Origin of the sequence: Marisediminicola sp. LYQ85 (assembly GCF_046600695.1) — a bacterium.
GTDB lineage: Bacteria > Actinomycetota > Actinomycetes > Actinomycetales > Microbacteriaceae > Marisediminicola.
Map to the genome: position 1 here is coordinate 19318 of NZ_JBKIWO010000003.1, position 25624 is coordinate 44941.

General features: G+C 68.3%; 27 protein-coding genes and 1 tRNA gene. 13 read left to right on the forward strand and 15 right to left on the reverse strand.

Going from position 1 to position 25624, the window contains the following annotated elements:
* Nucleotides 1-2: 2 nt before the first annotated feature.
* Both ACLHG5_RS12300 and ACLHG5_RS12305 read right to left on the reverse strand, forming a co-directional pair.
* On the reverse strand, nucleotides 3-497 hold the full coding sequence (locus tag ACLHG5_RS12300) for an HNH endonuclease (RefSeq protein ID WP_411317453.1): 495 nt from the start codon (nucleotides 495-497) through the stop codon (nucleotides 3-5).
* Nucleotides 498-981: 484 nt separating this feature from the next.
* A complete protein-coding gene (locus ACLHG5_RS12305; protein ID WP_411317452.1) occupies nucleotides 982-1674 on the reverse strand; it encodes a metal-dependent transcriptional regulator in 693 nt (230 codons plus the stop codon).
* Nucleotides 1675-1834: 160 nt separating this feature from the next.
* Here ACLHG5_RS12305 and serC point away from each other — a divergent pair, with 160 nt between their 5' ends.
* Together serC and ACLHG5_RS12315 are read left to right on the forward strand one after the other, a co-directional pair.
* Nucleotides 1835-2947: a phosphoserine transaminase gene (gene serC / locus ACLHG5_RS12310; RefSeq protein ID WP_411319019.1), complete on the forward strand. Its 1113-nt coding sequence runs from the start codon at nucleotides 1835-1837 to the stop codon at nucleotides 2945-2947.
* A 33-nt stretch (nucleotides 2948-2980) separates the two neighbouring features.
* Complete coding sequence (locus ACLHG5_RS12315) at nucleotides 2981-3232, forward strand: DUF2530 domain-containing protein (protein WP_411319020.1); 252 nt, start codon at nucleotides 2981-2983, stop codon at nucleotides 3230-3232.
* A gap of 116 nt (nucleotides 3233-3348) precedes the next feature.
* Here ACLHG5_RS12315 and ACLHG5_RS12320 read toward each other — a convergent pair whose 3' ends face one another.
* The gene (locus ACLHG5_RS12320) at nucleotides 3349-4254 is read right to left on the reverse strand and encodes a DUF3027 domain-containing protein (RefSeq protein ID WP_411319021.1); all 906 of its coding nucleotides are present in this window, start codon (nucleotides 4252-4254) and stop codon (nucleotides 3349-3351) included.
* Between the two features lie 4 nt (nucleotides 4255-4258).
* On the reverse strand, nucleotides 4259-4639 hold the full coding sequence (locus ACLHG5_RS12325; RefSeq protein WP_411317448.1) for a cold-shock protein: 381 nt from the start codon (nucleotides 4637-4639) through the stop codon (nucleotides 4259-4261).
* Between the two features lie 70 nt (nucleotides 4640-4709).
* Between ACLHG5_RS12325 and ACLHG5_RS12330 the strand changes: the two genes are divergently transcribed.
* From ACLHG5_RS12330 to ACLHG5_RS12355, 6 genes are all read left to right on the forward strand, one after another.
* Nucleotides 4710-4973 carry a hypothetical protein gene (locus ACLHG5_RS12330; protein ID WP_411317447.1) on the forward strand — a complete coding sequence of 88 codons (264 nt, stop codon included), beginning with the start codon at nucleotides 4710-4712 and terminating at the stop codon, nucleotides 4971-4973.
* Entirely contained in the window at nucleotides 4970-6907 is a 1938-nt protein-coding gene (locus ACLHG5_RS12335) for a helicase-associated domain-containing protein (protein WP_411319022.1), read from the forward strand. Before ACLHG5_RS12330 ends, ACLHG5_RS12335 begins: the two co-directional genes overlap by 4 nt.
* Nucleotides 6908-7018: 111 nt before the next feature.
* The gene (locus tag ACLHG5_RS12340; RefSeq protein ID WP_411319023.1) at nucleotides 7019-8704 is read left to right on the forward strand and encodes a DNA repair helicase XPB; all 1686 of its coding nucleotides are present in this window, start codon (nucleotides 7019-7021) and stop codon (nucleotides 8702-8704) included.
* A gap of 76 nt (nucleotides 8705-8780) precedes the next feature.
* Entirely contained in the window at nucleotides 8781-9473 is a 693-nt protein-coding gene (locus ACLHG5_RS12345) for a response regulator transcription factor (RefSeq protein WP_411317444.1), read from the forward strand.
* A gap of 73 nt (nucleotides 9474-9546) precedes the next feature.
* Nucleotides 9547-11223 (forward strand): sensor histidine kinase, encoded by a 1677-nt coding sequence (locus ACLHG5_RS12350; RefSeq protein ID WP_411319024.1) that lies wholly within the window; start codon nucleotides 9547-9549, stop codon nucleotides 11221-11223.
* A 96-nt stretch (nucleotides 11224-11319) separates the two neighbouring features.
* Nucleotides 11320-11610 (forward strand): WXG100 family type VII secretion target, encoded by a 291-nt coding sequence (locus ACLHG5_RS12355; protein ID WP_411319025.1) that lies wholly within the window; start codon nucleotides 11320-11322, stop codon nucleotides 11608-11610.
* Between the two features lie 91 nt (nucleotides 11611-11701).
* Here the strand turns inward: ACLHG5_RS12355 and groL are convergent, their stop codons facing one another.
* From groL to ACLHG5_RS12385, 6 genes are all read right to left on the reverse strand, one after another.
* Complete coding sequence (gene groL, locus ACLHG5_RS12360) at nucleotides 11702-13330, reverse strand: chaperonin GroEL (RefSeq protein ID WP_411317441.1); 1629 nt, start codon at nucleotides 13328-13330, stop codon at nucleotides 11702-11704.
* 128 nt (nucleotides 13331-13458) lie between these two features.
* Nucleotides 13459-14517, reverse strand: a complete 1059-nt coding sequence (locus ACLHG5_RS12365; protein WP_411319026.1) for a DUF3048 domain-containing protein — start codon at nucleotides 14515-14517, stop codon at nucleotides 13459-13461.
* 59 nt (nucleotides 14518-14576) lie between these two features.
* Nucleotides 14577-14777: a cold-shock protein gene (locus ACLHG5_RS12370; RefSeq protein WP_411317439.1), complete on the reverse strand. Its 201-nt coding sequence runs from the start codon at nucleotides 14775-14777 to the stop codon at nucleotides 14577-14579.
* Nucleotides 14778-14917: 140 nt separating this feature from the next.
* The gene (locus ACLHG5_RS12375) at nucleotides 14918-15487 is read right to left on the reverse strand and encodes a LytR C-terminal domain-containing protein (protein WP_411317438.1); all 570 of its coding nucleotides are present in this window, start codon (nucleotides 15485-15487) and stop codon (nucleotides 14918-14920) included.
* 15 nt (nucleotides 15488-15502) lie between these two features.
* Nucleotides 15503-15826, reverse strand: a complete 324-nt coding sequence (locus tag ACLHG5_RS12380) for a DUF3263 domain-containing protein (protein WP_411317437.1) — start codon at nucleotides 15824-15826, stop codon at nucleotides 15503-15505.
* Nucleotides 15827-15830: 4 nt separating this feature from the next.
* Nucleotides 15831-16292, reverse strand: coding sequence for a GNAT family N-acetyltransferase (locus tag ACLHG5_RS12385; protein ID WP_411319027.1), 462 nt, complete (start codon nucleotides 16290-16292; stop codon nucleotides 15831-15833).
* Nucleotides 16293-16342: 50 nt separating this feature from the next.
* On the opposite strand from ACLHG5_RS12385, the gene msrB reads away from it, so the two are divergent.
* The 3 genes from msrB to ACLHG5_RS12400 all read left to right on the forward strand — a co-directional run bounded on the left by msrB (nucleotide 16343) and on the right by ACLHG5_RS12400 (nucleotide 17489).
* On the forward strand, nucleotides 16343-16762 hold the full coding sequence (gene msrB / locus ACLHG5_RS12390) for a peptide-methionine (R)-S-oxide reductase MsrB (RefSeq protein WP_411317435.1): 420 nt from the start codon (nucleotides 16343-16345) through the stop codon (nucleotides 16760-16762).
* Nucleotides 16763-16769: 7 nt separating this feature from the next.
* Nucleotides 16770-17318, forward strand: a complete 549-nt coding sequence (locus ACLHG5_RS12395) for a nitroreductase family protein (RefSeq protein WP_411317434.1) — start codon at nucleotides 16770-16772, stop codon at nucleotides 17316-17318.
* Nucleotides 17319-17416: 98 nt separating this feature from the next.
* A tRNA-Thr gene (locus tag ACLHG5_RS12400) sits at nucleotides 17417-17489 on the forward strand.
* Between the two features lie 28 nt (nucleotides 17490-17517).
* On the opposite strand, the gene ACLHG5_RS12405 is transcribed toward ACLHG5_RS12400, so the two are convergent.
* The 3 genes from ACLHG5_RS12405 to ACLHG5_RS12415 all read right to left on the reverse strand — a co-directional run bounded on the left by ACLHG5_RS12405 (nucleotide 17518) and on the right by ACLHG5_RS12415 (nucleotide 20350).
* Nucleotides 17518-18729 carry a cobalamin-independent methionine synthase II family protein gene (locus ACLHG5_RS12405; protein WP_411319028.1) on the reverse strand — a complete coding sequence of 404 codons (1212 nt, stop codon included), beginning with the start codon at nucleotides 18727-18729 and terminating at the stop codon, nucleotides 17518-17520.
* A 104-nt stretch (nucleotides 18730-18833) separates the two neighbouring features.
* Nucleotides 18834-19286, reverse strand: coding sequence for a hypothetical protein (locus tag ACLHG5_RS12410; protein WP_411319029.1), 453 nt, complete (start codon nucleotides 19284-19286; stop codon nucleotides 18834-18836).
* Between the two features lie 146 nt (nucleotides 19287-19432).
* Complete coding sequence (locus ACLHG5_RS12415; RefSeq protein ID WP_411317431.1) at nucleotides 19433-20350, reverse strand: DsbA family protein; 918 nt, start codon at nucleotides 20348-20350, stop codon at nucleotides 19433-19435.
* Between the two features lie 210 nt (nucleotides 20351-20560).
* On the opposite strand from ACLHG5_RS12415, the gene ACLHG5_RS12420 reads away from it, so the two are divergent.
* Together ACLHG5_RS12420 and ACLHG5_RS12425 are read left to right on the forward strand one after the other, a co-directional pair.
* Complete coding sequence (locus ACLHG5_RS12420) at nucleotides 20561-21655, forward strand: ABC transporter ATP-binding protein (RefSeq protein WP_411317430.1); 1095 nt, start codon at nucleotides 20561-20563, stop codon at nucleotides 21653-21655.
* Between the two features lie 103 nt (nucleotides 21656-21758).
* A complete protein-coding gene (locus ACLHG5_RS12425) occupies nucleotides 21759-23036 on the forward strand; it encodes a DUF4032 domain-containing protein (protein WP_411319030.1) in 1278 nt (425 codons plus the stop codon).
* A gap of 123 nt (nucleotides 23037-23159) precedes the next feature.
* Here ACLHG5_RS12425 and rlmB read toward each other — a convergent pair whose 3' ends face one another.
* Both rlmB and cysS read right to left on the reverse strand, forming a co-directional pair.
* Nucleotides 23160-24200 (reverse strand): 23S rRNA (guanosine(2251)-2'-O)-methyltransferase RlmB, encoded by a 1041-nt coding sequence (rlmB, locus tag ACLHG5_RS12430; protein ID WP_411319031.1) that lies wholly within the window; start codon nucleotides 24198-24200, stop codon nucleotides 23160-23162.
* Entirely contained in the window at nucleotides 24197-25615 is a 1419-nt protein-coding gene (cysS, locus tag ACLHG5_RS12435) for a cysteine--tRNA ligase (RefSeq protein WP_411319032.1), read from the reverse strand. The genes rlmB and cysS overlap by 4 nt, the downstream gene beginning before the upstream one ends.
* Nucleotides 25616-25624: the final 9 nt, after the last annotated feature.

Consider the following 25624-nt stretch of genomic DNA (forward strand, 5'->3'; position numbering starts at 1 on the left):
CCCTACGCCGCCGGCAGGTACTCTTCCCAGTCGGGCTCGGCGCGCTCGACCCCGCGCACGAGCCACGTCGTGCCGTGCGGGGGCTTCGGGCGCACGCGCAGCGTCCAGCCCATCTCGCCGGGAGTGCGGTCACTCTTGAGGTTGTTGCACTTGAGGCAACACGCCACGAGGTTCTCCCACGAGTCCGCTCCCCCGCGCGACCGGGGCAACACGTGGTCGATCGTCGTCGCCGTGGTGCCGCAATATGCACACCGCTGACCGTCGCGCCGCAACACCCCGCGGCGGCTCACCGGCACGAGGCGGTTCGACGGGATGCGCACATACCGTCTCAGCAGAATGACCGACGGGCGATCCCACGCCTCAGACAACCCGAAGACCGGGTGCTCCTCGTCTGCGGCGATCACGGTGGCTTTGCCATTCATGACGAGCACGAGAGCTCGTTTGAACGACACGACCGCGAGGGGCTCGAACCCGGCGTTGAGAACCAAAGTGCGCATGCTCATCCTTAGACCCACGTCCCTGCACGGCTTGCAGGGAATCGAAGTGTCTTGGACCACGACCGGTTCACCCGGGAGCAGGCAAACAAAAAGGCACCGTCGAGGTGACGGTGCCTAACTGGTGCGAGCGGATGACTGCATTCCGCTCCGACTGCTGAATCGTATGTAGAACAGCGCGCGAACATCCACGGTTTGGATGCTGCGGCTACTCGACATTCGGCTCTCCGAAGAACTGGTGGAACTCCAAGGCCCTCAGAATAGCCCAGACCCCCGCGTTTGCACCTGTGCAGGAGCCCCGCGTCATCCGCTGTTCACACGAGGCGCGCGCCCCACACTGCGTCATTTCCGCGAGGGTACGCCCGATCCGGCGTACGCTCGCGGAAAGTGCGTACTCTCGGCTCGTACTTGAGCCCCAGGGGCGACCCCGCGAGAGAGCGGCAACCACGCCGAGAGCGGTGGGCGGCGGCCGTTCGCCTGGCCGGCGCTAGATGCCGACGTAGACGTGGATGGCCACCTCGTTGGGCAGCTCGAGGCCGTTCTCGTAGCCCTCGACCTCGACGAGCACATACGACCCCGCGGCCGAGAACTGCGCGTCGGCACCGGGCAGAACGCCGGCGCTGCGCAACTGCTCGAGCAGCTCGCTCTCGTATTGCACGGGCTCACCGAGCCTGCGCACCGTGCCCTTGACGGGTCCGACGGCACCGTGCACGAGCGCGACGATGTTGACGACGCCATCGGCGAACTTGCCGGTCGGCTCCTGCCCGAGCTCGTCGAGCCCCGGGATCGGGTTTCCGTAGGGCGAGTGCGACGGTCGGTCGAGCATCTCGATGATGCGGCGCTCCACCGACTCGCTCATCACGTGCTCCCAGCGGCAGGCCTCCTCGTGCACGAGCGCCCAGTCGAGACCGATCACGTCGGCGAGCAGGCGCTCCGCGAGGCGGTGCTTGCGCATCACGTGGGTGGCTTTGGCGCGGCCGTCGGCGGTGAGCTCGAGGTGCCGGTCGCCCTCGACGACCACGAGGCCGTCGCGCTCCATGCGGCCGACGGTCTGCGACACGGTGGGGCCGGAGTGACCGAGACGCTCGCTGATGCGGGCCCGGAGGGGAACGATGTTCTCCTCCTCGAGCTCGAAGATGGTGCGCAGATACATCTCGGTGGTGTCAATGAGATCCGTCATCGCGCCCTTCCTGCTCTCGCTCCCTAGGTAACCCTAACCTGAGGCGGCCCCCCGGCATTCCTGCCACCCCCCGCGCGCGCCGGTGCACGCCCGTGCGCGCTCGTGCGCAGAGCGGATGCCGCCGCGTCACCCTTCGACACGCCTCGATAACATGGGGGGCATGCCTGACATCGTCATCCCCACCGACCTCCTTCCCGCCGACGGTCGCTTCGGGTGTGGCCCGTCGAAGGTGCGGCCGGAACAGCTCGCCGCGGTCACGGCCCTCGGCGCGAACGTCATGGGAACCTCCCACCGCCAGGCACCCGTCAAGAACCTCGTCTCGAGCGTGCAAGTGGGCCTCGCCGACCTCTTCTCGCTCCCCGACGGCTACGAGGTCGTTCTCGGCAACGGCGGGTCGACGGCGTTCTGGGATTCGGCCGCGTACTCGCTCATCGAGCGCCGCAGCGAGAACCTCACGTTCGGCGAGTTCGGGTCGAAGTTCGCTGCCGCCGCCGCCGCTCCCTTCCTCGACGCGCCGCACGTGCTCAAAGCCGACGCCGGGTCGCGCAGCGAACCCGAGGTCGTCGACGGCGTCGACGTCTACGCGTGGCCCCACAACGAGACGTCCACGGGGGTCATGGCCCCGGTGACGCGCGTGCACGGCGACGCCGGCGCCCTCACTGTCGTCGACGCGACGAGTGCGGCCGGAGGCATCCAGTTCGACGCCTCCGAGACCGACGTCTACTACTTCGCACCCCAGAAGAACTTCGCGTCCGACGGCGGACTCTGGTTCGCCCTCATGTCGCCCGCCGCGATCGAACGCATCGAGCGCATCGCCGCCTCCGACCGCTACATCCCCGAGTTCTTGAGCCTCAAGAACGCCGTCGACAACTCGCGACTGGCGCAGACCCTCAACACCCCCGCGGTCGCGACGCTGCTCATGCTCGAGAACCAGATCGAGTGGATCAACACCAACGGCGGCCTCGCGTGGGCCGACGAGCGCACGCGCGAATCGTCGAACGCGCTCTACGCGTGGGCCGAGCGGGTCGACTACGCGACGCCGTTCGTTGCGAACCCCGACCACCGCTCGAGCGTCGTCGTGACCATCGACTTCGACGACTCGATCGACGCGACCGCCGTCACGCAAGCGCTGCGCGCCAACGGCATCGTCGACACCGAGCCCTACCGCAAGCTCGGCCGCAACCAGATCCGCGTCGCGACCTTCGTGGCCATCGACCCCGACGACGTGCGCAGCCTCATCGAGAGCGTCGAGTTCGTCGTCGCCGCCCTCTAGCGGGCAGCCCGACGACCCCGAGACCCCGAACTCATGCCCCTGCGCCTCTGGCTCAAAGACTCCGAGCGACGCCCCGACCCCGCGCCGGTGCAGACGGATGATCGTGCGCCCATGCTCCTCGGAACGGTCGGCTGGCTCGCGGCCCTCATCACCCTGCTGTTCTTCGCCGGCCCGATGATCGAGGGCGGCAACCGGTGGTGGCTTCTGACGTGCGCGATCGGCGTGGCACTCGGCCTCGCCGGGCTCGTCTACGCCCACCTCAAGCGGCGGCGCGCCCGGCGCTGAGCTTGCGCGCGGCTCGCCCATTCGCAGGGAAAACCGCGCCCGCGGTCGCCGAGACTCCTGCGGCCCGCGTTCTCGGGACGAAAGCTCCTGCTAGTCAGGCCGTAGGTCAGCGCGGGTCAGCGGCGGCGACGACGACGCGATGTGAATGTCTGCGCCGCATCGTCGCTCGACCGCTGCGCGTCATCCGAATCGTCGTCTGACTCATCGCTGTCGTCGTCATTCGACTCGTCGTCGTCGTCTGAGTCGTCTGACTCGTCAACGTCATCGTCGTCGTCGTCGTCGTCGTCGTCGTCCGAATCGTCATCGTCGTCGGACTCGTCGTCGTCCGCCCCGTCTACGAGCTCATCGATGTCGACACCGTCGAGGTCGCCGCCGTGCAGCACGGGAACCGGCGCGCCGTCGTCGGATTCGTCGTCATCGTCCGACTCGTCGTCATCCGACTCATCGTCGTCTTCGAGGGCGGCGAGTTCGGCCGCTTCAGCGTCCTGGGTCGCGCGGTACTCGGCGAGCCTGTCGACCCACGGCACCCAGTCCGGCGAGAGGATGGCGCCCTCACCGGGCATGAGCTCGACCTCGAGCACGCTCGGCTCTTCGCCCTCGACGTGGGCGATGCTCGCGGTCCAGAACCAGCCCGGGTAGCCGAGCATCGCGGTCTCGAAACGCACCGAGACGACGCCGTCGCTCTCGTCGAACGCCGGAGCGGGCGCGCCGATCATCTCGGCGGTCGTGATCTCGAGCAGCGCGGTGCGGGCGCGCGCGAGGTCGTCGTCGGTCGCCTCGATCGTCGGACGCGCGATCACCGCGGCTTCGACGGCCGCCGCGACCGCAGGGTCGATGTCGTCGGCGGCGAACTCGCTCTCGGCGACGTCGTCGATCGGGGTGTCCCCGAGATCGGTCGCACCGGCAGCGGAGCCGTCCGCACCGCTCCCCTCAACAGCGCCGTCGACCACACCGTCGCTCACCGAGACGTCACCGTCCACGGCAGCGTTCTGCTGTGCGTCGTCACCTGTCCCGTCGCCCACGGCGTCACGCATCCAGTTCGTCGGCGACTTTTCTCAGCATCGCCGCGATCTTGCGGCTGTGGCTCGAGTCGGGGTAGCGGCCGCGCTTGAGGTTCGCGCCGATGCCATCGAGGAGCTTGACGAGGTCTTCGACGATGATCGACATGTCGTCGGCGGGCTTGCGGGTGAGCTTGACCATGCTCGGGGGCGCCTCGAGGATGCGCACCGAGAGCGCTTGAGCGCCGCGCTTTCCGTCGGCGATGCCGAACTCGAGCTTCGAACCCGCCTTGACCGTGGCGCCTGCGGGGAGTGCCGAGGCGTGCAGGAAGACTTCGCGGCCGTCATCTGCTGAGATGAAGCCGAAGCCCTTCTCGTCGTCGTAGAACTTGACCTTGCCGGTAGGCATGGCGGCCCCTCTTTCTTGTCGCTGGAACATCCAAGCCTACGTGGTGCCGGGTGCATCTAGGCTTGACCCCGTGGTGAAACCGACGGAGTCCAGTGCGAACCGCGCCGAGCGCGTGCTCGCCTACATGCTGATCTCGATCGTCGCGCTCTCGCTGCTGTCGTTCCTGGCCGTGATTTTCGCCACACTCGCCGGCATGGTCCGCCAAGACTTCGGCGAGGGCGTCTGGCCCGCCATCACGATCCTCCCCCTCTTCGGTCTCCCGATCGCTTTCGTCATGCTGATCGTCCTGGTCGTGGTGAGTGCGCGACGGCGCGCACGCGGCAGCGCTGGATGAGCGACACTTTTTCGCTCGCAACCCGATTGCGAGCTCTCGATGACGAGACCCTGGCGCGGGAGATCCGTGCGCGCGAGGTGCGCGCCGGCAGCATCAAAGACTTCTTCGACCTCGCCGAGGCTTTTCTCGACCGCCAGTCGATCCAGGTGCAGCTCACGCGCCTCGACCGCATGACCCTCGCGGTCGCGGCCGCCGCGTCGGCCGCGACGCCGTCTCGCGCGGTCACCGTCGACGACGTCGTCGCGATACTGCGAGAGAAGGGGTCCGAGACGGATGTGAGCGCCGTCGAGTCTCGATTGCGAGCGCTCGTCGCGCTCCTCCTCGCCGACTCCGACACCGCCGACGAGGCCGACACCTCGAACACGGCCGGGTCGGATGGCGCGAACTCCCCGACCTTCGCCGCGACCGTGTACGACAGCGTCGCCGAACAGCTGCGGTCGTGGCCGGCATTCGGTCTGCCGGGCCTCGACGAGCTCGCCTCCGCGGTGCCCGGGGGTGTGATGGAGCCCGTCGCCGACGTCGACATCCGTTTCATCGACCGGGTCGCCTCCGAGCGGGCGTTCGCGGCGACGAGCGAGATCACCGAGATGCTCGCCGAGCTCGAGCGCGAGCCCGCGCGCGAACTCGCGAAGGGCGGCGTCGCCCTCCCCGACTCGAAGCGGCTCGCGAACGCCATGGCCGTGGCTCTCGAGAGCGTGCCGCGCCTGTTGACGATCGCGTTCGACGCCGACCTCGTGGCACGCGAAGGCGGCTTCGTGCTCATCACCGAGGCGGGCGGCGCGTGGCTGCAGCTCGCGACCGGCACCCGGTGGGGTGCTCTCGTCGACGGCTGGCGCAGGCGACTGCCGCCCGACATCCTCGCGGTTCTGCGCGAGCGCGACCACGCCGCGTGGGGTTCCGGTTTCGCGCGCTACATCGACTGGCTCTACCCCGCGGGAGGGTCGTGGATGGCCGACCGCATCGAGGTCTACACGACCGCGGCGGAGCTGCTCGGCATCACCGCAAACCAGGCGCCGAGCTCCCCCGGGTCGCTGCTGCTCGCGTCGGGAGCCGACGCGGCCGCCCCTGCCATGACCGAGCTCCTGCCGCGCGAAGTCGAACAGGTATACCTGCAGCACGACCTCTCGATCGTCGCCCCCGGTCCGCTCACACCGGAGGTCGACGGGCGGTTGCGCTCGATCGCCGACGTCGAGAGCCGCGCCCTCGCGTCGAGCTATCGTGTCACCGCGGCGACGATGAACCGCGCCATGGCTGCCGGCGAGACAGCCGAGAGCGTGCGCGAGTTCCTCTCCGCGATCTCCCTCACGGGCATCCCGCAGCCGCTCGACTACCTCATCACCGAGGCATCCGCTCGCTACGGACTCCTGCGTGTGGGCTCGATCTCGGAGAGCGACGCCGGCGACTCGGGCGCTCGCAGCTACGTGCGCAGCGACGACGAGGCGATGCTCGGCACCGTGCTCGTCGACCAGAACCTGTCGGCCCTCGGGTTCACGCGCATCGACGGCGGCCGCGCCCACAGCCGCTTCGCCCTCGACACGGTGTTCTGGAGCCTGAGCGACGCGCGCTACCCCGTGGCCGCCGAGGATGCCGCGGGCGAGGTCGTGAGCGTGCGTCGCCGTCGGCACGCCCGACCCGCACCTCCCGCGACGGCCGACTCGGTCGCCGGACTCCTCGAGCGCTTGCGACTCGGTAGCGACGACGAACCCGACGAGGCCTCGGAGGCGTGGTTGTCGAGGCAGCTCGAGACCGCGATCCGCGTGAAAGCGGCACTCACGGTGAGCGTGACGATGCCGAACGGCTCGATCGTCGACTACCAGCTCGAGCCGACGAGCATCGCGGGCGGGCGTCTGCGAGCGCGGGACCGGCGCTCCGCGATCGAGCGCACCCTGCCGCTCTCGAGCATCGCCGGCATCTCGACCGCCGACGACGCCTGAGCGGCGGCGAGCACACGGCCCGAACCGGCCACCCGGACGACCGCCGCTCGAAGGGGTTTCGCGGGCGGCGGAGTCAGCTCGCCGCCAGCACGGCGCGGTTAGACTTCCGTGGTGAATTCCGCCCCCGCTCCCGCACCGGTGTCTGCCATCCCGGGCCCCCTCATCGTGCAGAGCGACCGCACCGTGCTCCTCGAAGTCGCTCACCCGCTCGCCGAGGACGCGCGCCACGATCTGGCGGTCTTCGCCGAGCTCGAACGGGCCCCCGAACACATCCACACCTATCGCATCACGCGACTCGGGCTGTGGAACGCGCGCGCAGCCGGTCACGCCGCCGACGACATGATGGCGACACTCGAGAAGTACTCGAAGTTCCCGATCCCCCAGAGCGTCTCGGTCGACATCGCCGAGACCGTCGCGCGATACGGACGCCTCGTCATCGAGCGCGACGACGAGGGCGTGCTGACGCTCACGGCCACCGACTCCGCCGTGCTCGCCGAGATCGCGCGCGCGAAGAAGATCGCCAACCTGCTCTTCGAGAAGCGCGGGGACAACTCGTTCGTCATGCAGCCGTGGGCGCGAGGCGAGCTCAAGCAAGAGCTGCTCAAGCTCGGGTGGCCGGCGGAAGACCTCGCGGGCTACACGCCCGGCACGCCCCACGAGATCGCTCTCGACCACTCGGGCGGGTTCGCTCTGCGCGAGTATCAGGACCACGCGGTCGCGAACTTCTTCGAGCACGGTTCGGGAGTCGTCGTGCTTCCGTGCGGGGCGGGCAAGACCCTCGTCGGCGCGGGCGCGATGGCCACCTCGAAGACGACGACGCTCATCCTCGTGACCAACATCGTGTCGGCCCGCCAGTGGCGCGCCGAGCTACTCAAGCGCACGACCCTCACCGAAGACGACATCGGCGAGTACTCCGGGCAGCTGAAAGAGATCAAGCCCGTGACGATCGCGACCTATCAGATCCTCACGGCGAGGCGGAAGGGCGAGTACGCCCACCTCGCGCTCCTCGACGCCCTCGACTGGGGTCTCGTGATCTACGACGAGGTGCACCTGCTGCCCGCGCCCGTCTTCAAGCTCACCGCCGACCTCCAGGCGCGTCGCCGCCTCGGCCTCACCGCCACACTCGTGCGCGAAGACGGGCGCGAGGGCGACGTCTTCAGCCTCATCGGACCCAAGCGCTTCGACGCTCCGTGGAAGGAGATCGAAGCTCAGGGGTTCATCTCCCCCGCGTCGTGCTTCGAGGTGCGCATCGACCTCCCTCACCAAGAGCGACTCGAGTACGCCGCATCGGCCGACGACGCGCGCTATCGGCTCGCCGCGAGTGCCCCCGCGAAGCTCGACGTCGTGCGTCAGCTCGTCGCGAAACACGAGGGCGAACGCATCCTCATCATCGGGCAGTACCTCGACCAGATCGACGAGCTCGCCGAAGCCCTCGACGCTCCGCAACTCACCGGTGCGACCTCGGTCGACGACCGGGAGCGGCTCTACCAGGAATTCCGCGACGGCACGACGAAGATCCTCGTGGTGTCGAAGGTCGCCAACTTCTCGGTCGATCTCCCCGAGGCGACCGTGGCGATCCAGGTGTCGGGGTCGTACGGCTCGCGCCAGGAGGAGGCCCAGAGGCTCGGCCGCCTGCTGCGCCCCAAGGAGTCGGGACTGCCCGCCAACTTCTACACCCTCGTCACGCGCGACACCGTCGACCAGGATTTCGCCCAGAACCGGCAGCGGTTCCTCGCCGAGCAGGGCTACAGCTACACGATCCTCGACGCCCACTCGCTCGACGCCGCCGCGGCGTGACCACGCCGGACGTCCACTCGCGCAACATGCGCTTTACGTCCAGACAACTCCCAGCGCTCTCGCAAATAATAGGGGCATGAGTGATGGCCCGAAAATCCTTATCGTCGACGACGAACCCAACATCCGCGACCTCTTGACCACGAGCCTCCGGTTCGCCGGTTTCGCTGTGCGAGCGGTCGGCAACGGCGCCCAGGCCATCTCGGCGGTTCTCGAAGAGGAGCCCGACCTCATCATCCTCGACGTCATGCTCCCCGACATGAACGGCTTCGGCGTGACCAAGCGACTGCGATCGAGTGGATACACCTCGCCCATCCTCTTCCTCACGGCGAAAGACGACACCGAAGACAAAATCACCGGCCTCACCGTCGGCGGCGACGACTACGTGACCAAGCCGTTCAGCCTCGACGAGATCGTCGCGCGTATCAAGGCGATCCTCCGTCGCACCATGGCCGAGGAGGAAGACGCCATCATCCGCGCGGGCGAACTGACCATGGATCAGGACACCCACGAGGTCACGATCGGCGCAGAACAGATCGAGTTGAGCCCCACCGAGTTCAAGCTCCTGCGCTACCTCATGCTCAACCCCAACCGCGTGCTCTCGAAGGCTCAGATCCTCGACCACGTCTGGGAGTACGACTTCAACGGAGACGCCGGAATCGTCGAGAGCTACATCTCCTACCTCCGCCGCAAGCTCGATCAGTTCTCGGCGGAGCCGGTCATCCAGACCAAGCGCGGATTCGGGTACATGCTCAAGGCGACCAAGGTCTGACGGGCTCCGGGCAGCCTCCGGAGGGTTCGCCGCCCAGAACCCCACCAGGCTGACGCGCTAGCCTGGCGTTCTTATGCCTGAGCCCCTCGCCGAGCGGTGGAACGCTGTTTCGCTGCGCACGAAGATCACCACGGTGACCGTGCTTCTGGTGACCCTCGGGCTCCTCGTTGCGGGAGTCGGCACGATGACCGTATTGCGCACGTACCTCATCGAAGCCGTCGACGCGAAGCTCGAAGACACCGTGGGCGGGCTCAGCGTCGGCGAACTACTCGAACTCGACTGCATGAACCCCGGGCCGAACGACTACTACGTCGCCGTCATGAACGACAACGGCCTCGTCATCTGCGAGAGCACGCACGCCGACCCGCCGCCCGTGCTCTCCCAGATGAAAGAGGGCGACATGAGTGTCGACCCTCACCCCTTCACGCTGTGGGATGCCGCGGGAGCGACCCAGTGGCGTGCCGTCGCCGTGCCGATCGCCGACGTCAACTCCTCGGCCACCGGCGGACTGCTCGTGGCCCTCAACCTCGACGACACCAACGACATCATCGGGCGCTACGCGAGCATCTTCCTCGGATTCGGCCTTTCGGTCGTCATCCTCGGTGCGGCCCTCACGAGGCTCCTCGTCACGACGACCCTCGGCCCGCTGCGGCAGGTCGAGGCGACCGCCGCGGCGATCGCCGACGGCAACTTCAGTGAGCGGATGCCCGGCGCGACGCCCAACACCGAGGTCGGCCGACTCAACGGCTCCCTCAACACGATGCTCGCCCGCATCGACCGCGCCTTCGGCGATCGGGCCAACACGATCGAGCAGATGCGCCGATTCGTCGGTGACGCGAGCCACGAGCTGCGCACCCCCCTCGTATCGGTTCGGGGTTACGCCGAGCTCTATCGCATGGGAGCGCTGACCTCGCCCGAAGACGTCGCGCAAGCCATGGAGCGCATCGAGAAGGAGGCGATCCGGATGGGTGAGCTCGTCGAGGATCTCCTCGAGCTCGCGCGCATCGACGAGGCGAAGCCGCCGAAGTTCGCTCCCGTCGACCTCGTTCCCATCGCCTACGACGCCGCCCTCGACGCGATGGCGCAGGCGCCCGACCGCACGATCAGCGTCGAGATCATCGAGGTCGAGCTCGGCGAGCCCGACGAGGACGACGTCGGAGACACCCCGGCCGGGCCCGCATCGGACGACGCCGTCGCCGCGTCGACGCCCCGGTCGCTCGTCGTCGCGGGCGCGCGTCGCCTCACGGGCTCGCAGCTGCTGCGGTTGCGGCCGCGCCGCTCGGCGAGCAAGCGCGCGACCGTCGACGAACCCGTCGAACGCGAGGCCGAGGAGAGCGCCCTCCTCGAGACCCCCGCGATCGTGCTCGCCGAGGAGAACAAGATCCGCCAGGTCGTGACCAACCTGCTCGGCAACGCGATGAGGTTCACCGACCCCGGAAGCCCCATCGAGATCGGTGTGAGCGTCGACCCGCGCGCCGAGATCGCGATCGTCGACATCATCGACCACGGCGACGGAGTCCCCCCGCAGATCCGCGACAAGGTCTTCCAGAGGTTCTGGCGCGCCGACACCTCCCGCACGCGGGAGACGGGTGGCAGCGGCCTCGGCCTCGCGATCGTTCTCGGCATCGTCGAAGCCCACCGGGGCACCGTCGAGGTTCTCGACACCGAGGGTGGCGGAGCGACCTTCCGGATCGCACTGCCCCTCCTCCCCTCGGACTGGAGGCCCCAGCCTTCCCCCGAGACGGTCTGACGCCTCACACCCGCGCGCCGCTGCCCTACGGTCGACCCGACATCCGCTTCACGCGGGTGCTCTGCGGCCGGCAGGAGTAGAAGAGAGGCCCATCCCATGACCCGATATCAGGTCGACAGTGACGCGGTGATGACCACGACGACCGCCGTGCGCGCATCGATAGCCACGATCTCCTCGGAGGTCGGCGCGCTCAACGCGCGCTTGATCGAACTGCAGAGCAGTTGGACGGGGTCGGCGTCGACCGCGTTCCAGTCCGTCGTCATCGACTGGAAGGCGACACAGCAGCAGGTCGAGGCGAGCCTCGAGTCGATCACCGAGGCCCTCGGTCTCGCCGGTCAGCACTACGCGGACGCCGAGGCGACGAACGCCCGCCTCTTCCTGCGCTGAGCACACTGCCGCGCGAGCGCACGAAAAAGGGCGACTCCCGAAGGAGTCGCCCTGATTCGTGTTCTCGTCGAACGAACCGCTGAGCCGAGGCTTAGAAGTCCATGCCACCCGTGGGGTCGCCGGCCGGGGCCGGGTTCTTCTCGGGCTTGTCGGCGACGACGGCCTCGGTCGTGAGGAAGAGGCCGGCGATCGACGCTGCGTTGAGCAGAGCCGAGCGGGTCACCTTGACCGGGTCGTTGATGCCGGCGGCGAGCATGTCGACATACTCACCGTTGGCGGCGTTGAGGCCGTGACCGGTGGGCAGGTTGCGCACCTTGTCGGCGACGACACCGGGCTCGAGACCGGCGTTGAGCGCGATTTGCTTGAGCGGCGCGTCGACGGCGACGCGAACGATGTTCGCACCGGTCGCTTCGTCACCCGTGAGGCCCGTGAGGGCGTCGCTCTCGAAGGCCGTCTTGCCTGCCTGGATGAGCGCGACGCCACCACCGGCGACGATTCCCTCATCGACGGCGGCCTTGGCGTTGCGCACGGCGTCTTCGATGCGGTGCTTGCGCTCCTTGAGCTCGACCTCGGTCGCGGCTCCGGCCTTGATCACGGCGACTCCACCGGCGAGCTTCGCGAGGCGCTCCTGGAGCTTCTCGCGGTCGTAGTCGGAGTCGGTGTTGTCGATCTCGGCGCGGATCTGCTTCACGCGACCGGCGATGAGGTCGGCGTCGCCGGCACCCTCGACGATCGTGGTCTCGTCCTTGGTGATGACGACCTTGCGTGCGCGGCCGAGCAGGTCGAGGGTCGCGTTCTCGAGCTTGAGTCCGACCTCCTCGGAGATGACCTGGCCACCGGTGAGGATGGCGATGTCCTGCAGCTGCGCCTTGCGGCGGTCACCGAAGCCGGGAGCCTTGACGGCGACCGACTTGAAGATGCCACGGATCTTGTTGACGACGAGGGTCGCGAGGGCCTCTCCGTCGACGTCTTCCGCGATGATGAGGAGCTGCTTGCCCGACTGGATGACCTTGTCGACGATCGGCAGCAGATCTTTGATGTTCGAGATCTTGCCGTTGACGATGAGCACGTAGGGGTCTTCGAAGACCGCTTCCTGGCGCTCGGCGTCGGTCACGAAGTATGCCGACAGGTAGCCCTTGTCGAAGCGCATTCCCTCGGTGAGCTCGAGCTCGGTGCCGAACGTGTTCGACTCCTCGACGGTGACGACACCCTCTTTACCGACCTTGTCGATCGCCTCGGCGATGAGCGCACCGATCTCGGGGTCCCCGGCCGAGATGGAGGCCGTGGCCGCGATCTCTTCCTTGGTCTCGATCTCCTTGGCACCCGACACGAGGGCTTCGATCACCGAGGTGACGGCCTTCTCGATGCCGCGCTTGAGGGTGATGGGGTCGGCGCCGGCTGCGACGTTGCGCAGTCCTTCGCGCACGAGCGCCTGAGCGAGAACGACCGAGGTGGTCGTTCCGTCGCCCGCGACGTCATCGGTCTTCTTCGCGACCTCTTTGACGAGCTCCGCACCGATCTTCTCGTAGGGGTCGTCGAGCTCGATCTCCTTGGCGATCGAGACACCGTCGTTCGTGATGGTGGGGGCGCCCCACTTCTTCTCGAGAACGACGTTGCGACCGCGTGGGCCGAGCGTGACCTTGACGGCGTCGGCGAGGATGTTCAGGCCGCGCTCGAGGCCGCGACGGGCCTCTTCGTTGAAAGCAATGATCTTTGCCATGTGTGTTTCTCGTCCCTCCCGGACGTCGTAAAACCTGCAGTGCCTTTGGCACTCCCCTGAAGGGAGTGCTAACTGATTCTGGCACTCTGCCCCAGAGAGTGCAAGTGAACGACGGGGGCGGAAGCCCGTCAGCCCGCGGGCGGAGCGAACTCGACGGAGCCTTCGGTCGGCACGAGCTCGAACCACGTGGTGCCCGGCGCGAGGCGCACGACGGCACCGTGGTCGTCGACCAACCGCACGGGGCTCGTCGCATCCGGTTTCGACCACGTGCCGTGCACGGTCGCCCCGCCGCTCGACACCCACGCCTCGCCGGAGCCGACGAGCTCGGTCTTGGGGATGTCCTGGTCGATGGTCACGGCGACACGCAACACGACCACGTTGGTCGCCTCGAGCTGATCACCCGCCGCATCCTCGTCGGGAGCGCCCGATTGAGCGCGGGCGAACGTCTCGGCCGCGGCATCCCACGTCCACGAGCCCGACACCTGAGGCGAGAACGCGTAGGAGAGGGATGCCGTCGGCTCGCCGTGTCGCGTCGCGGTCGCCGATGCGGCATCCCGCGCGAACGCGAACTGCTGCGCGGGCGGGGCGAGATCGGTGTGCTCGCTCGCGACTTCGCGCGCCTTGACGAGCACGTTGTGCGGCGCCCGCTTGTCGTCGGTGCGGTAGAACGTCGATGCCGTGTCGGGTTGACCGTGGATGGCGTTGTAGACGCCGGTCTGCTGCATGAGCGCAACGAAGCGTTCCTGGCCTCCCGAGTAGGCGATGATTCCACCGAAGGGCGACACGATGTCGGGGTCCATGGGCCGGATGGACCGCACGGGACCGAGCACCTCGGGTATGTCGGAGTGCCACACCCCGACGTAGCGCGTCATCCCGCCCTCGACGAGCTCCTCGAAGACCACGTCTGCGGTGTCGAGACCGACCTGCGGCCTGGCGTCGGGATGATTGTCGATCTTGGCGCTCAGAGAGGCCCCCTCGAGCGATCCCGGCTCCACCGAGGTGCCCCGCAGCGGCGCGAATTCGGTCGGCGCGGGAGCCTCGAAGTCGGAGACGTAGCTCGGCGACGGGCTCGGCGCGACCGCCGCGAGCTCGATCGCGCACCCTGCGGAGACGAATGCCACCCCCGAGCCGACGAGGAGTGCGGCGGCGAGACGACGGCGAGACGGCGAGCGCCGCGGAGAAACCATGCGCCACACCATAGTGTCGACGCACGCCGCGCTCGAAGCGTGCACCCCGCGATTCGCGATCAGGAGAGCCGCACGGACTCCGCTTGCGGTCCCTTGCTGCCGGTGCCGACCTCGAACGTCACGTGCTGGCCCTCTTCGAGCACTTTGTATCCGGTCATCTCGATCGCGGAGAAGTGCACGAAGACGTCCTCGCCGCCGTCGACGGTGATGAAGCCGTAGCCCTTCTCCCCGTTGAACCACTTCACTGTTCCGGTCGCCATGCCGTGCTCCTGCCGCGCTGTGCCGGTCGCACTCGCGACCTGCACAGGATGCTAGCGGCGGCGGGTCGGCCGGAACAGGCCGGACGGGGCTTCCGCGGCGCTCGGTCGCGAGATTAAACCTGCCCGAAACCTCGCGGAGATCAGCCGGCCGGAGGTGCGTAGTCGGAGCCGATGAGCACGACGATGGGCGACTGCGGGTAGTCCTGGCTCAACTGGATCTGTCCGGTGCCGAGGGTGTCGACGAGGGCGCGCGCGGCAGCCTCGTCGGCGGTGTCACCGTAGAAGACCGTCGTCGCGACGACATCCTCGGCCGCGGCATTGGCGCGTGTGCCCACCCCCTCGGCTGCGCCACCCCACCCGGCAGCGACGAGACTGTCGCCGACGGTGTTGGCGAGGCCCGTCGTGGCGGTGCCGTTGAGCACGGTGATGACGACGTCGGGGTCGAGCTCGGCGACCGCGTCGGTCGGCTCGGGCTCCTCGGGGGCCGCATCGCCCGGGGCGGCGGACTCGAACGGCAGCTCGAAGTTGACCGAGTCACTGAAGGTGGAGAGCGCGAAAACCCCGGCCCCCACGAGCACGCCCGTGACCAGAGCGGCCCACGCGAAGGCGATCCAGCCGCGATTCCGGGGTGCCGGGGCGCGATGAGCCCCGACGCGTTCCGGTTCGTCGGTGATCTCGTCGAACCGGTCGCGAGGGAATGTCTTCGTCATGCAGTGGTACCCGTCTTAGTCGTCCGCTCGACCGGGAACGATCGAAGATCGGCTACCGCCTCGAGCTGCTCGCGCCGCCACGCGTGCGTCACGCACACGCCGCAGTCGGCGGGTGAGGATGGGATCGTGCGCAATGGCGGCAGGGCTGTCGATGAGTGAGTTCAGCACTTGATAGTAGCGAACGACCGAGAGACCGAACTGGAGACGGATGGCCTCCTCCTTCGCACCGGCGTGCCTCGACCACGTGTGCTCGAACGCGAGGATGTCGGCATCGCGCGCCGTGAGCTCCGATGCGGGGTCGGCGGGGCGCCGAGCATCCGCGGGTTCGGGGGTCGTCATGGCGTCAGCCTAGGGCGGCGCGGTACATCGTCACGTGAGGCATGCCCGCTTCGAGGTAGATGTCCCCCTCGGCCTCGAAGCCGAACCCCGCGTAGAGCGACGCGACGTAGTGCTGGGCGTGCAGAACCACCGGCACGGGGCCGACGGCGTCGAGCGCTGCGGCCACGAGCGTCTTCGCGAGGCCCTCGCCGCGCCGGTCGTGGCGCACGACCACGCGCCCGACGATGTGGCGGGCGTCGCGATGGGAGGGCTCGGCGTCGACGAGCACGCGGGCGTATGCGGCGATGCCGTGATCATCCGCCGTGAAGAAGTGCAGGGTGCGCGGCTCCTGATCGCGATCGTCGAGCTCCTCCTCGTCGATGCGCTGCTCGACGAAGAAGACGTCGGTGCGCAGTTTGAGAAACGCGTAGAGCTCGGTTGTCGTGAGTTCGCTCCACGACTTGGCGACGACGGAACAATCTGGCACGGTCGCGAGTTTAATGGGGCAGTGAACGTTTTCCTGAAAGGAACCAACGCATGACTTCTGACTCCACCGACCTCACCGTGAAGAAGACGGATGCCGAGTGGCGCGAGCTTCTCGACCCCACCCGCTTCTCGATCCTCCGTGAGGCCGCGACCGAGCGTCCGTGGTCGGGCGCCCTCCTCGACGAGAAGCGTGCCGGCGTCTACACATGCGGCGCGTGCCACGCGGAGCTGTTCCCCTCGGGCACGAAGTTCGACTCGGGTTCGGGATGGCCGAGCTTCTACGAGGCCGTCAACCCCGACGCCGTGAAGCTCGTGACCGACACGAGTCTCGGCATGACCCGCACCGAGGTGCAGTGCGCCGCGTGCGGTTCGCACCTCGGCCACCTGTTCGACGACGCCTACCAGACCCCGACGGGCGACCGGTACTGCATGAACTCCCTCTCGCTCGAGTTCAAGGAAGAAGAGAAGTAACTCTCTCGTGACGGCACTCGATGCCGTGCTGAGGAGGCGGTCGCAGCCCAGAGTGGAGGCGGCCGCCCCGTCACGTGCGGACCTCTCCCCCCTCGTCGCGGCAGCCGCGACGGTCGCCGACCACGCGGCGATGCGCCCGTGGCGGCTCATCGAGCTGCGCGGCGACGCGCGGGGGCGACTCGGCGAGGCTTTCGTCGACGCGACGGGCGCGACCGATCGCGCGGCGGAGAAGCTCGCGGGCAAGCCTCTGCGTGCGGAGCTGCTCATCGCGGTGGTCGCGATCATCCGCCCGAGCATCAAGGTCGACGCGTGGGAGCAGGAGGCGACCGCGGCGGGTGTCGCCCACGTGCTGAGTCTTCTGCTCGACGAGGCGGGCTGGGGTGTCATGTGGCGGTCGGGTCACCTCACGCGCACCGAGCCGGTGAGCCGCATGCACGGTCTCGCCCCCCACGAGATCCTGCTCGGGTGGCTCTACGTGGGTGAGCCCCTCGACCGGGGCAGCAGGCCGGCGCGCGCAACCGTGCCCCTCGACGAGGTGCTCACGCGCCTCGACTGAGCATCGGGCCGGGCGCTTCGCGCCGTGCACACCCCGACACGGTGTTTCGCGGGCCGCCGCCGGCTGCGGATAGCATGGGGCGGTGCCTCGGCACGTTCGCCCCCTTAGCTCAGTGGCCAGAGCATCGCTCTTGTAAAGCGAGGGTCGTCGGTTCGACTCCGACAGGGGGCCCCCTTCTCTTGGGCTGGCTCCGCGGGTGCTAGCCCCTCCTCGCGGCAGCGATGCGCGCACCCTCGCCGAGCGCCTGCAGCTTCGCCTCGGCGATCTGCGGGTGGATCCGGCCTCCGAGTCCGCAGTCCGTCGACGCGATGACGTTCTCCGCGCCCACGAGCGACGCGAAGGCGTCGAGGCGGTCGGCGACGAGGTCGGGGTGCTCGACGACATTGGTCGCGTGGCTGACCACACCCGGGGCGATGCGCTTGCCCGCCGGCAGCGCGACATCCTTCCAGAGCTTCCACTCGTGGGCGTGCCGCACGTTGCCCGCCTCGAACGAGTAACTGCCCGCGTCGATCTCGAGCATGAGGTCGATGATGTGCCGGAACTCGATATCGGTCGTGTGCGGTCCGTGCCAGCTCCCCCAACACAGGTGAAAGCGCACCTGGTCGCGAGGGAGGTCGCGGATGGCCCAGTTGAGCGCCTCGACACAGATGCGCGTGAAAGCGCGGTAGTCCTCGATCGTCGGTTCGGGGTTGATCTGGTCCCAGTTCTCGGCGATCGACGGGTCGTCGATCTGCACCGTGAGGCCCGCATCGACGATCGCCGTGTACTCCTCGCGCATGACCTTGGCCCACGCCCAGATGTGCTCCTCCTCCGTCGCGTAGTGGTCGTTGTGGATGCGCGCCCCGCTGCCCGGAGAGAGCGACGTGAGAAAACCGTCGGAGACCCCGGCAGCCTCGAGACCGGCCTTGAGGTTGGCGATGTCCGACGCGATCGCGGACTGCCCGACGTAGCTCAGCGGGCCGGTCGTGCTCGGGAACGGCGTCGCGGTGTTGCCCGTCGAGATGCCCGACGCGGGGTCGGTGTAGGCGTCGTGGAACCTCGTCCAGTCGCGGCGGTCGGGAAAGCTCGTAAGCCGCACCGCTCCGGGCTCCGAGCGCACGGGCTCCTGCGTGAAGATCGTGTGCTCGGTGAGTGAGAGCCCGGCGACGCGCTGGAACGAGTACGACCACCATGCCCCGTAGTCGACCGCGCTCGTCATCGCCTTGCCGAACTCGCCGTCGCCGGGGATCGTCACCCCGAGGTCGACCTGGCGCTGCACGAGCTCGACGACCGCTGCAGTGAGCAGCTCGTCGAACTCGGGGGTGCGCTCGAGGGTGAATCCGTCGTCGGCGAAACTGCGCGCGTCGTTGGCCGCGATCAATTCGGGACTACGGGGAAGGCTACCGGCGTGGCTGACATCGAAGGGTGACATGCCGTCTTGTCTAGTCGCGGCATCCGCACGACGCCACCCGCCCCGGGTCGAGCCGCAACACGGCGACTCATTCGGCGCGGCGCGTGCTGTCGGTCGCTGCGGCCTCAGTTGGGCGGAAGCAACCTGATGGCACGGTCGATCACGGTCACGACGGCCATCGCGACGAGGGTCCCCCCGGCGACCATGAGCGCCCCGACAGCCCACAGCCCGGAGTCGTCGACAGCGGATGCCGCGATCGAGAACCCGAGGGTGAACCCCGCCGTGACGCTCACGACCGCCACCGGGGCCGACGTCCATCGCGACGAGACGATCGTGAGAACGACGAGGGTCACGGCGGCGCCGATCCACTGCCACGGCTCCGAAGCGCTGCGCAACGCGCCCTCCGCCCCGCGCGCGATCGCTGTCGCGAGCACGAACCACGCGCCCCACGTGAGGCCCGCGAGCACGATCGTGATGACCGCGACGATGAGATCGGATGCGGCCGTCGCGAGCTTCCCGCGCCGTGGCTGCTCGGGGTCGACGTGGGTCGGGGCGGGTGACGCCATCTCGTCCATCACGACGTCGACACTCTCGCCGGAGCGGCCGCGAGCGCTCGGCCGTGAAGACGGAGCGACGGCCACGACGATGACCGCGAGGAGACGAAGGTCATGACCTCACAATAATGCGAAGCGGGCATCCCCGACAGGCGCCACGCGCGGCGCGGTCAGGGACTCGGCGAGGGCGACGGTGACGCCGACGGAGAGGTCTCCTCGGTGAAGGCCTCGCCGTCCGCGGCCGCGACGAACTGGGCGAACACGGTCGGGTCGTCGGCCGGACCGGGGTAGCGCTCGCCCGCGACGAAGATCGTCGGGGTCACGAAGTTGCCGTCCTCGTTGAAGAGCGACTCGTCTGCCGTGGCGCGCTCGGTCGAGGCATCCACCCAGTTCTCGAACTCGAGGTCGTCGATGCACTCGCTGATCACGGTCGGGGCGTCGACCTCGGCGTCGCGGGTGATCTCGATGAGCTGCTCGTCGGTGAGACCGGTCTCGCCCTCGGCGGGCTGGTTCTCGAACATGAGGCCGTCGAAGGCCCAGAAGCGGTCGGGAGAGTACGACGCGACGCACGCCGCGGCGTTCGCCGCACGAGTGGAGTAGCGCGAGCCGGCCGACGCACGGTCGAGGATTGCGACGGGGTGGATCTCGATGGTCGCGGCGCCCTCTTGGAGGAGGGTCTCGAGGAGCTCCTTGTTCGCCGAATCGAAGTCCGCGCAGAACGGGCACTGGTAGTCGACCCAGACCTCGATCGGGATGACATCGCTCTCGGGGTCGACCGCCGTCGTGACGGGTTCCTCGTCCGCGGCGAGCGCGGGGGTCGTCACCGCGGTGAACCCCTCGCCGATGACGATGCCGTCGCTCGCCATGTTGGCGGGGCCGGGGCCGGGCGGACGGATCGAACCGACGACCACGATGGTCACGATCGCGACGACGGCGAGCAAGCCGACGATGATGCCGCCCTGGAGCAGGAACTTGCCGCGGCGCTCCTTCTTACGCTGTTGCTCGCGGAGCGCGCGCGCCTTGTTGCGCGCCATCTCGCGGCGCTGATTCTTGCTCATGCGCTCGATGTCGGAGCCGTCGCCAGTCATACAACCTCATCCAATTTCCGGTCACAAATGCCGCCCCAGCCTAACGAAGCCACCTGAGCGCGACCGACGCGGAGGGTTACCCCGAACGGGTGACAGTGGCATAATGGCCCGTGGCGCGCACAGACGCTCGCCACGGGATGATGACTCACCCCACATCCATTCACTACGGATCGTCCGGCACGTACCTGCCGGTGAAGGAGAAGTACAGTCATGGCATCAGTCACATTCGACAAGGCAACCCGCCTCTACCCGGGATCCACGACCCCGGCCGTCGACTCGCTCGACCTCCAGGTCGCCGACGGCGAGTTCCTCGTTCTCGTCGGACCCTCCGGTTGCGGAAAGTCCACGTCGCTCCGCATGCTCGCGGGCCTCGAAGAGGTCAACGACGGCAACATCCTCATCGGTGACCGCAACGTCACCGACGTTCCGCCGAAAGACCGCGACATCGCGATGGTCTTCCAGAACTACGCCCTCTACCCCCACATGACGGTCGCCGAGAACATGGGCTTCGCGCTCAAGATCGCGGGCGTCAACAAGGATGAGCGCGCCACGCGCGTTCTCGAGGCGGCGAAGCTGCTCGACCTCGAGCCCTACCTCGGCCGCAAGCCGAAGGCCCTCTCGGGTGGTCAGCGTCAGCGTGTCGCCATGGGTCGCGCGATCGTGCGCCAGCCCCAGGTGTTCCTCATGGACGAGCCGCTCTCGAACCTCGACGCCAAGCTCCGCGTGCAGACCCGCACGCAGATCGCGTCGCTGCAGCGTCGACTCGGCGTCACGACCGTCTACGTGACCCACGACCAGACCGAGGCGCTCACGATGGGTGACCGCATCGCGGTTCTCAAAGACGGCGTGCTCCAGCAGGTCGGAACGCCTCGCGACCTCTACGAGAAGCCGCAGAACGTGTTCGTCGCCGGCTTCATCGGGTCGCCCGCGATGAACCTCTTCGAGGCGAACATCGTCGACACGGGAATCACCTTCGGTACGGCCGTCGCCCCCGTCGAGCGCGAGACCCTCGCGGCCTCGTCGGGCAACAAGGCCACGATCGGTGTGCGACCCGAAGACCTCTTCGTGTCGACCACCGGCGAGGGCCTCTCGGTCGAGGTCGACCTCGTCGAGGAGCTCGGCGCCGACGGGTACCTCTACGGTCACCACGAGGTCGACGGTCGCCGTGTCGACATCGTCGCGCGCGTCGATGGTCGCATGCACCCGAACGCCGGCGAGACGGTGTTCATCACTCCCGAGCCGAAGCACATCCACGTGTTCGACATCGAGTCGGGCCAGCGCCTGAGCAAGCCGGTCACGGTCTGACCTCACCGCTCGTCACAGCCTGCCGGGGACTCGACTCGAGACCCCGGCAGGCTTTCTCGTTTCTCACCCGGTCGCGGCGCGGCCCCAGCAGTCAGGATTCACCGTGAGCGGCTCCCTCAACATCACCTCGGCCATCGTCGACCCGGCGCTTCTCGACCTCCCGTGGAACCGCCCCCTCGACACCTGGCCCGACGACTCGATCGCCGCGCTCCCGAAGGGCATCTCCCGCCACCTCGTGCGGTTCGTGCACTTGAGCGGGTACGTCATCGCGATCAAGGAGACCTCGGTCGAGCTCGCGAAGCGCGAATACGAGATGCTCCGCACCCTGCAGAGGCTCGACGTGCCGTGCGTCGACCCCATCGCGGTCATCACCAACCGCACGGATGACGACGGCGAGCCCCTCGAGGCCGTACTCGTCACGAGGCACCTCAAGTTCTCGCTCCCCTACCGGGCGCTCTACTCCCAGACCCTCCGACCCGACACCGCGACGAGGCTCATCGACGCCCTCGCGGTGCTCCTCGTGCGGCTGCACATGATCGGCTTCTTCTGGGGCGACGTCTCGCTCTCCAACACCCTCTTCCGCCGCGACGCCGGAGCCTTCTCGGCTTACCTCGTCGACGCCGAGACCGGGCAGCTCTACAACGGTCTCTCGAACGGCCAGCGGGAGAACGACCTCGAGATCGCGCGCGTCAACATCGCCGGCGAACTGCTCGACCTCGCGGCGGGTGGGCGCACCGACGAGGCCCTCGACCCGGTCGCCGTGAGCGACGGCATCGTCGCGGCATACCGCACGCTGTGGGTCGAGCTCACGGGCTCGGAGTCGTTTTCGTCGAGTGAACGGTGGCGCATCAGCCAGCGCGTCGAGCGCCTCAACGATCTCGGGTTCGACATCGAGGAGCTCGCGATCAAGACCGACGACTCCGGAACCCAGGTGCGCATTCAGCCCAAGGTCGTCGACGCCGGACACCACTCCCGCCGCTTGCTGCGACTCACGGGACTCGACGCCCAGGAGAATCAGGCGAGGCGCCTCCTCAACGACCTCGACTCCTATTCGGCGACGCTCTCGAAGCGCGACCTCGACGAGGAGATGGTCGCGCACGAGTGGCTCGCGACCGTGTTCGAACCCGTCGTGCGCGCCATCCCGAAAGACCTCAAGGGTCGCCTCGAGCCCGCGGAGATGTTCCACCAGATGCTCGAGCACCGCTGGTACCTCTCGCAGAACGAGAGCCGCGACGTGCCGCTCGCCGAAGCGGTGAGCAGCTACATCGACACCGTCCTGCGCCACCGCCGAGACGAGGCGACCGTGATCGACCCGCCCACGGGCACGTTCACCGTTCCCGTCGAGCTGCTCGACGATGACGACTGGCGCAGCAAGGTCTGACCCCGCGGCCGTCCCCCCGCCCAATGTGCGCAGTTTCCGCGAGCGTACGTCGGATCCGACGTACGCTCGCGGAAACTGCGTTGTTTGGGGGTGGCGTTGCTGGAGGCGCGGCGGAGGCGGGCGTCAGCGCTTGGCGGCGGCGCGCAGCTTCTGGATCTCGTAGAGGGTCACGGATGCCGCGATCCCCGCGTTGAGCGACTCCGTCGACGCACTGATCGGGATCGACACGACCGCGTCGCACGTCTCGGTCACGAGGCGCGAGAGGCCTTTGCCTTCGCTGCCGACGACGACGACGAGAGGCTCGGTCGCCCAGCTCAGACCGGGCAGGTCGACGTCGCCCTCGCCGTCGAGCCCGAGCACGAACACGCCGCGCTCCTTGAACGACTTGAGGGTCTGCGTGAGGTTCGCGGCCATCGCGACGGGGGTGCGAGCCGCAGCACCCGCCGAGGTCTTCCACGCCGACGCGGTGAGCCCCACCGACCGACGCTGAGGCACGATCACGCCTTGCCCACCGAAGGCGGCGACCGACCGGATGATCGCCCCGAGGTTGCGCGGGTCGGTGATGCCGTCGAGCGCGACGAGCAACGGCTTCTGCCCGCGCGAGATGATCTTGTCGAGCAGCTCACCCGGGTGCGCGTACTCGTACGGCGGCACCTTGAGGGCGAGGCCCTGGTGCACGGAGTCGAAGCCCGCGAGGCGGTCGAGCTCGGGGCGCATGACCTCGAGGATCGGCAGGCCACGCTTCGTCGCGATGTTCATGACTTCTTTGACGCGGTCGTCGTACTCGATGCGCGTCGCCACGTAGAGCGCGGTCGCGGGGATCTTGGCCCGCAGCGCCTCGAGCACCGAGTTGCGTCCGGTGACGACCTCGATGTCGTCGCTCTGCTTGGGGCGACGAGCCCCGCCCGATGCCGACGCGGGGCGCTGGTCCGAGCGACCGGAACCGCCACCGGTGGAGGCGGCGCGCTTGCCGCCGCCCGCGGCCGAAAGTCGCTCCGCCGCCGCCTTGCGCTTTCCGGCGGGGTGATACGGCCGGTCTTCGGCTTTCGGGGTGGGCTTCTTGCCCTCGAGGGCCTGCCTGCCCTGGCCGCCCGATCCTACCTGCGGACCTTTGCGTCCCTTGCGCACTGCGCCCGCTCGGGGCTTCGCACCGTTGCTCTTCATTGTTCGATTCTCCAGTCCGGCCCCGTGGGGGTGTCTTCGATGTGGATGCCGGCTGCGGCCAGGTCATCGCGGATGCGGTCGGCGGCGGAGAAGTCGCGGGTCGCCCTCGCCTCGTCGCGCTGCTCGAGGAGCGAGGCGACGAGCGTCGCGAGTGCGCCTGCCGCGGGGGTCGAGTCGGTCGACTGCCACTCCGGCGCGAGAGGGTTGATGCCGAGAACGTCGGTCATCGCGAGAACGTCGCGCCTCGCGGATGCCGCCCCCTCGAGGTCTTCGGCGTCGAGCGCGGCGTTGCCGGCTCGCGTGCGCTCGTGCACGACGGCGAGAGCCTCGGGAACGGCGAGGTCGTCGTCCATCGCCGCGGCGAAAGCGTCGGGCACCTTCACATCCGCGATCGAGGCGAAGCGCGTGTCGGCGAGCCTGCGCTCGGCGCGACGGAGGAACACCTCGATGCGGTCGAGCGCCGCTTCGGCTTCGACGAGCGAACCCTCGTGGTAGTCGATCGTCGACCGGTAGTGCGCGGCGCCGAGATAGTAGCGCACGACGAGCGGGCGGGCCGAGGCGAGGAAGTCGCGCGCGAAGATCGAGTTGCCGATCGATTTCGACATCTTCTGGCCGTCGACCGTCACGAGGCCGTTGTGCACCCAGTAGTTGGCGAACTCGGCCCCCGCGGCAGCGGACTGCGTCAGCTCGTTCTCGTGGTGCGGAAAACGCAGGTCGAGACCTCCGCCGTGGATGTCGAAGTGGTCGCCGAGGTAGCGGGCCGACATCGCCGAACACTCGATGTGCCAGCCCGGCCGACCGTCGCCCCACGGGGAGGCCCACGAGGCCGATGCGGGCTCGGAGTCTTTGCGCGTCTTCCACAGGGCGAAGTCCCGCGGGTCGCGCTTGCCTCGCGGGTCGGCATCGGTCGCGGCGGCCATGTCGTCGGGATCCTGGTGGGTGAGCTCGCCGTAGCGACCCCACGACTTCGTGTCGAAGTAGACGTCGGCAGATCCGTCGCTTGCGGGGTAGGCGTGACCGCGCTCGATGAGCCGGGCGATGAGGGCCTGCATGTGCTCGACGCTCGCCGTCGCGCGCGGCTCGTACGTGGGCGGGCGGATGCCGAGCGCCGCGTAGTGCGCGCTGAACTCGAGCTCGACCCGGTAGGCGAGCGCCCACCACTCTTCGGTCGACCCGTCGGATGCCGCGAGGATCTTGTCGTCGATGTCGGTGACGTTGCGCACGAGGGTCACGCGGTAGCCGCGGTGCTCGAACCATCTCGACCACTGGTCGTAGACGAGAGCCGATCGCAAGTGGCCGATGTGGGGCGACGATTGCACCGTCGGTCCGCACACGTACATGCCGACGCGGCCGTCGACGAGCGGGACGAAGTCTTCGAGGGTTTGCGACTTCGAGTCGTAGAGGCGCACTGTCACGGGAGCAAG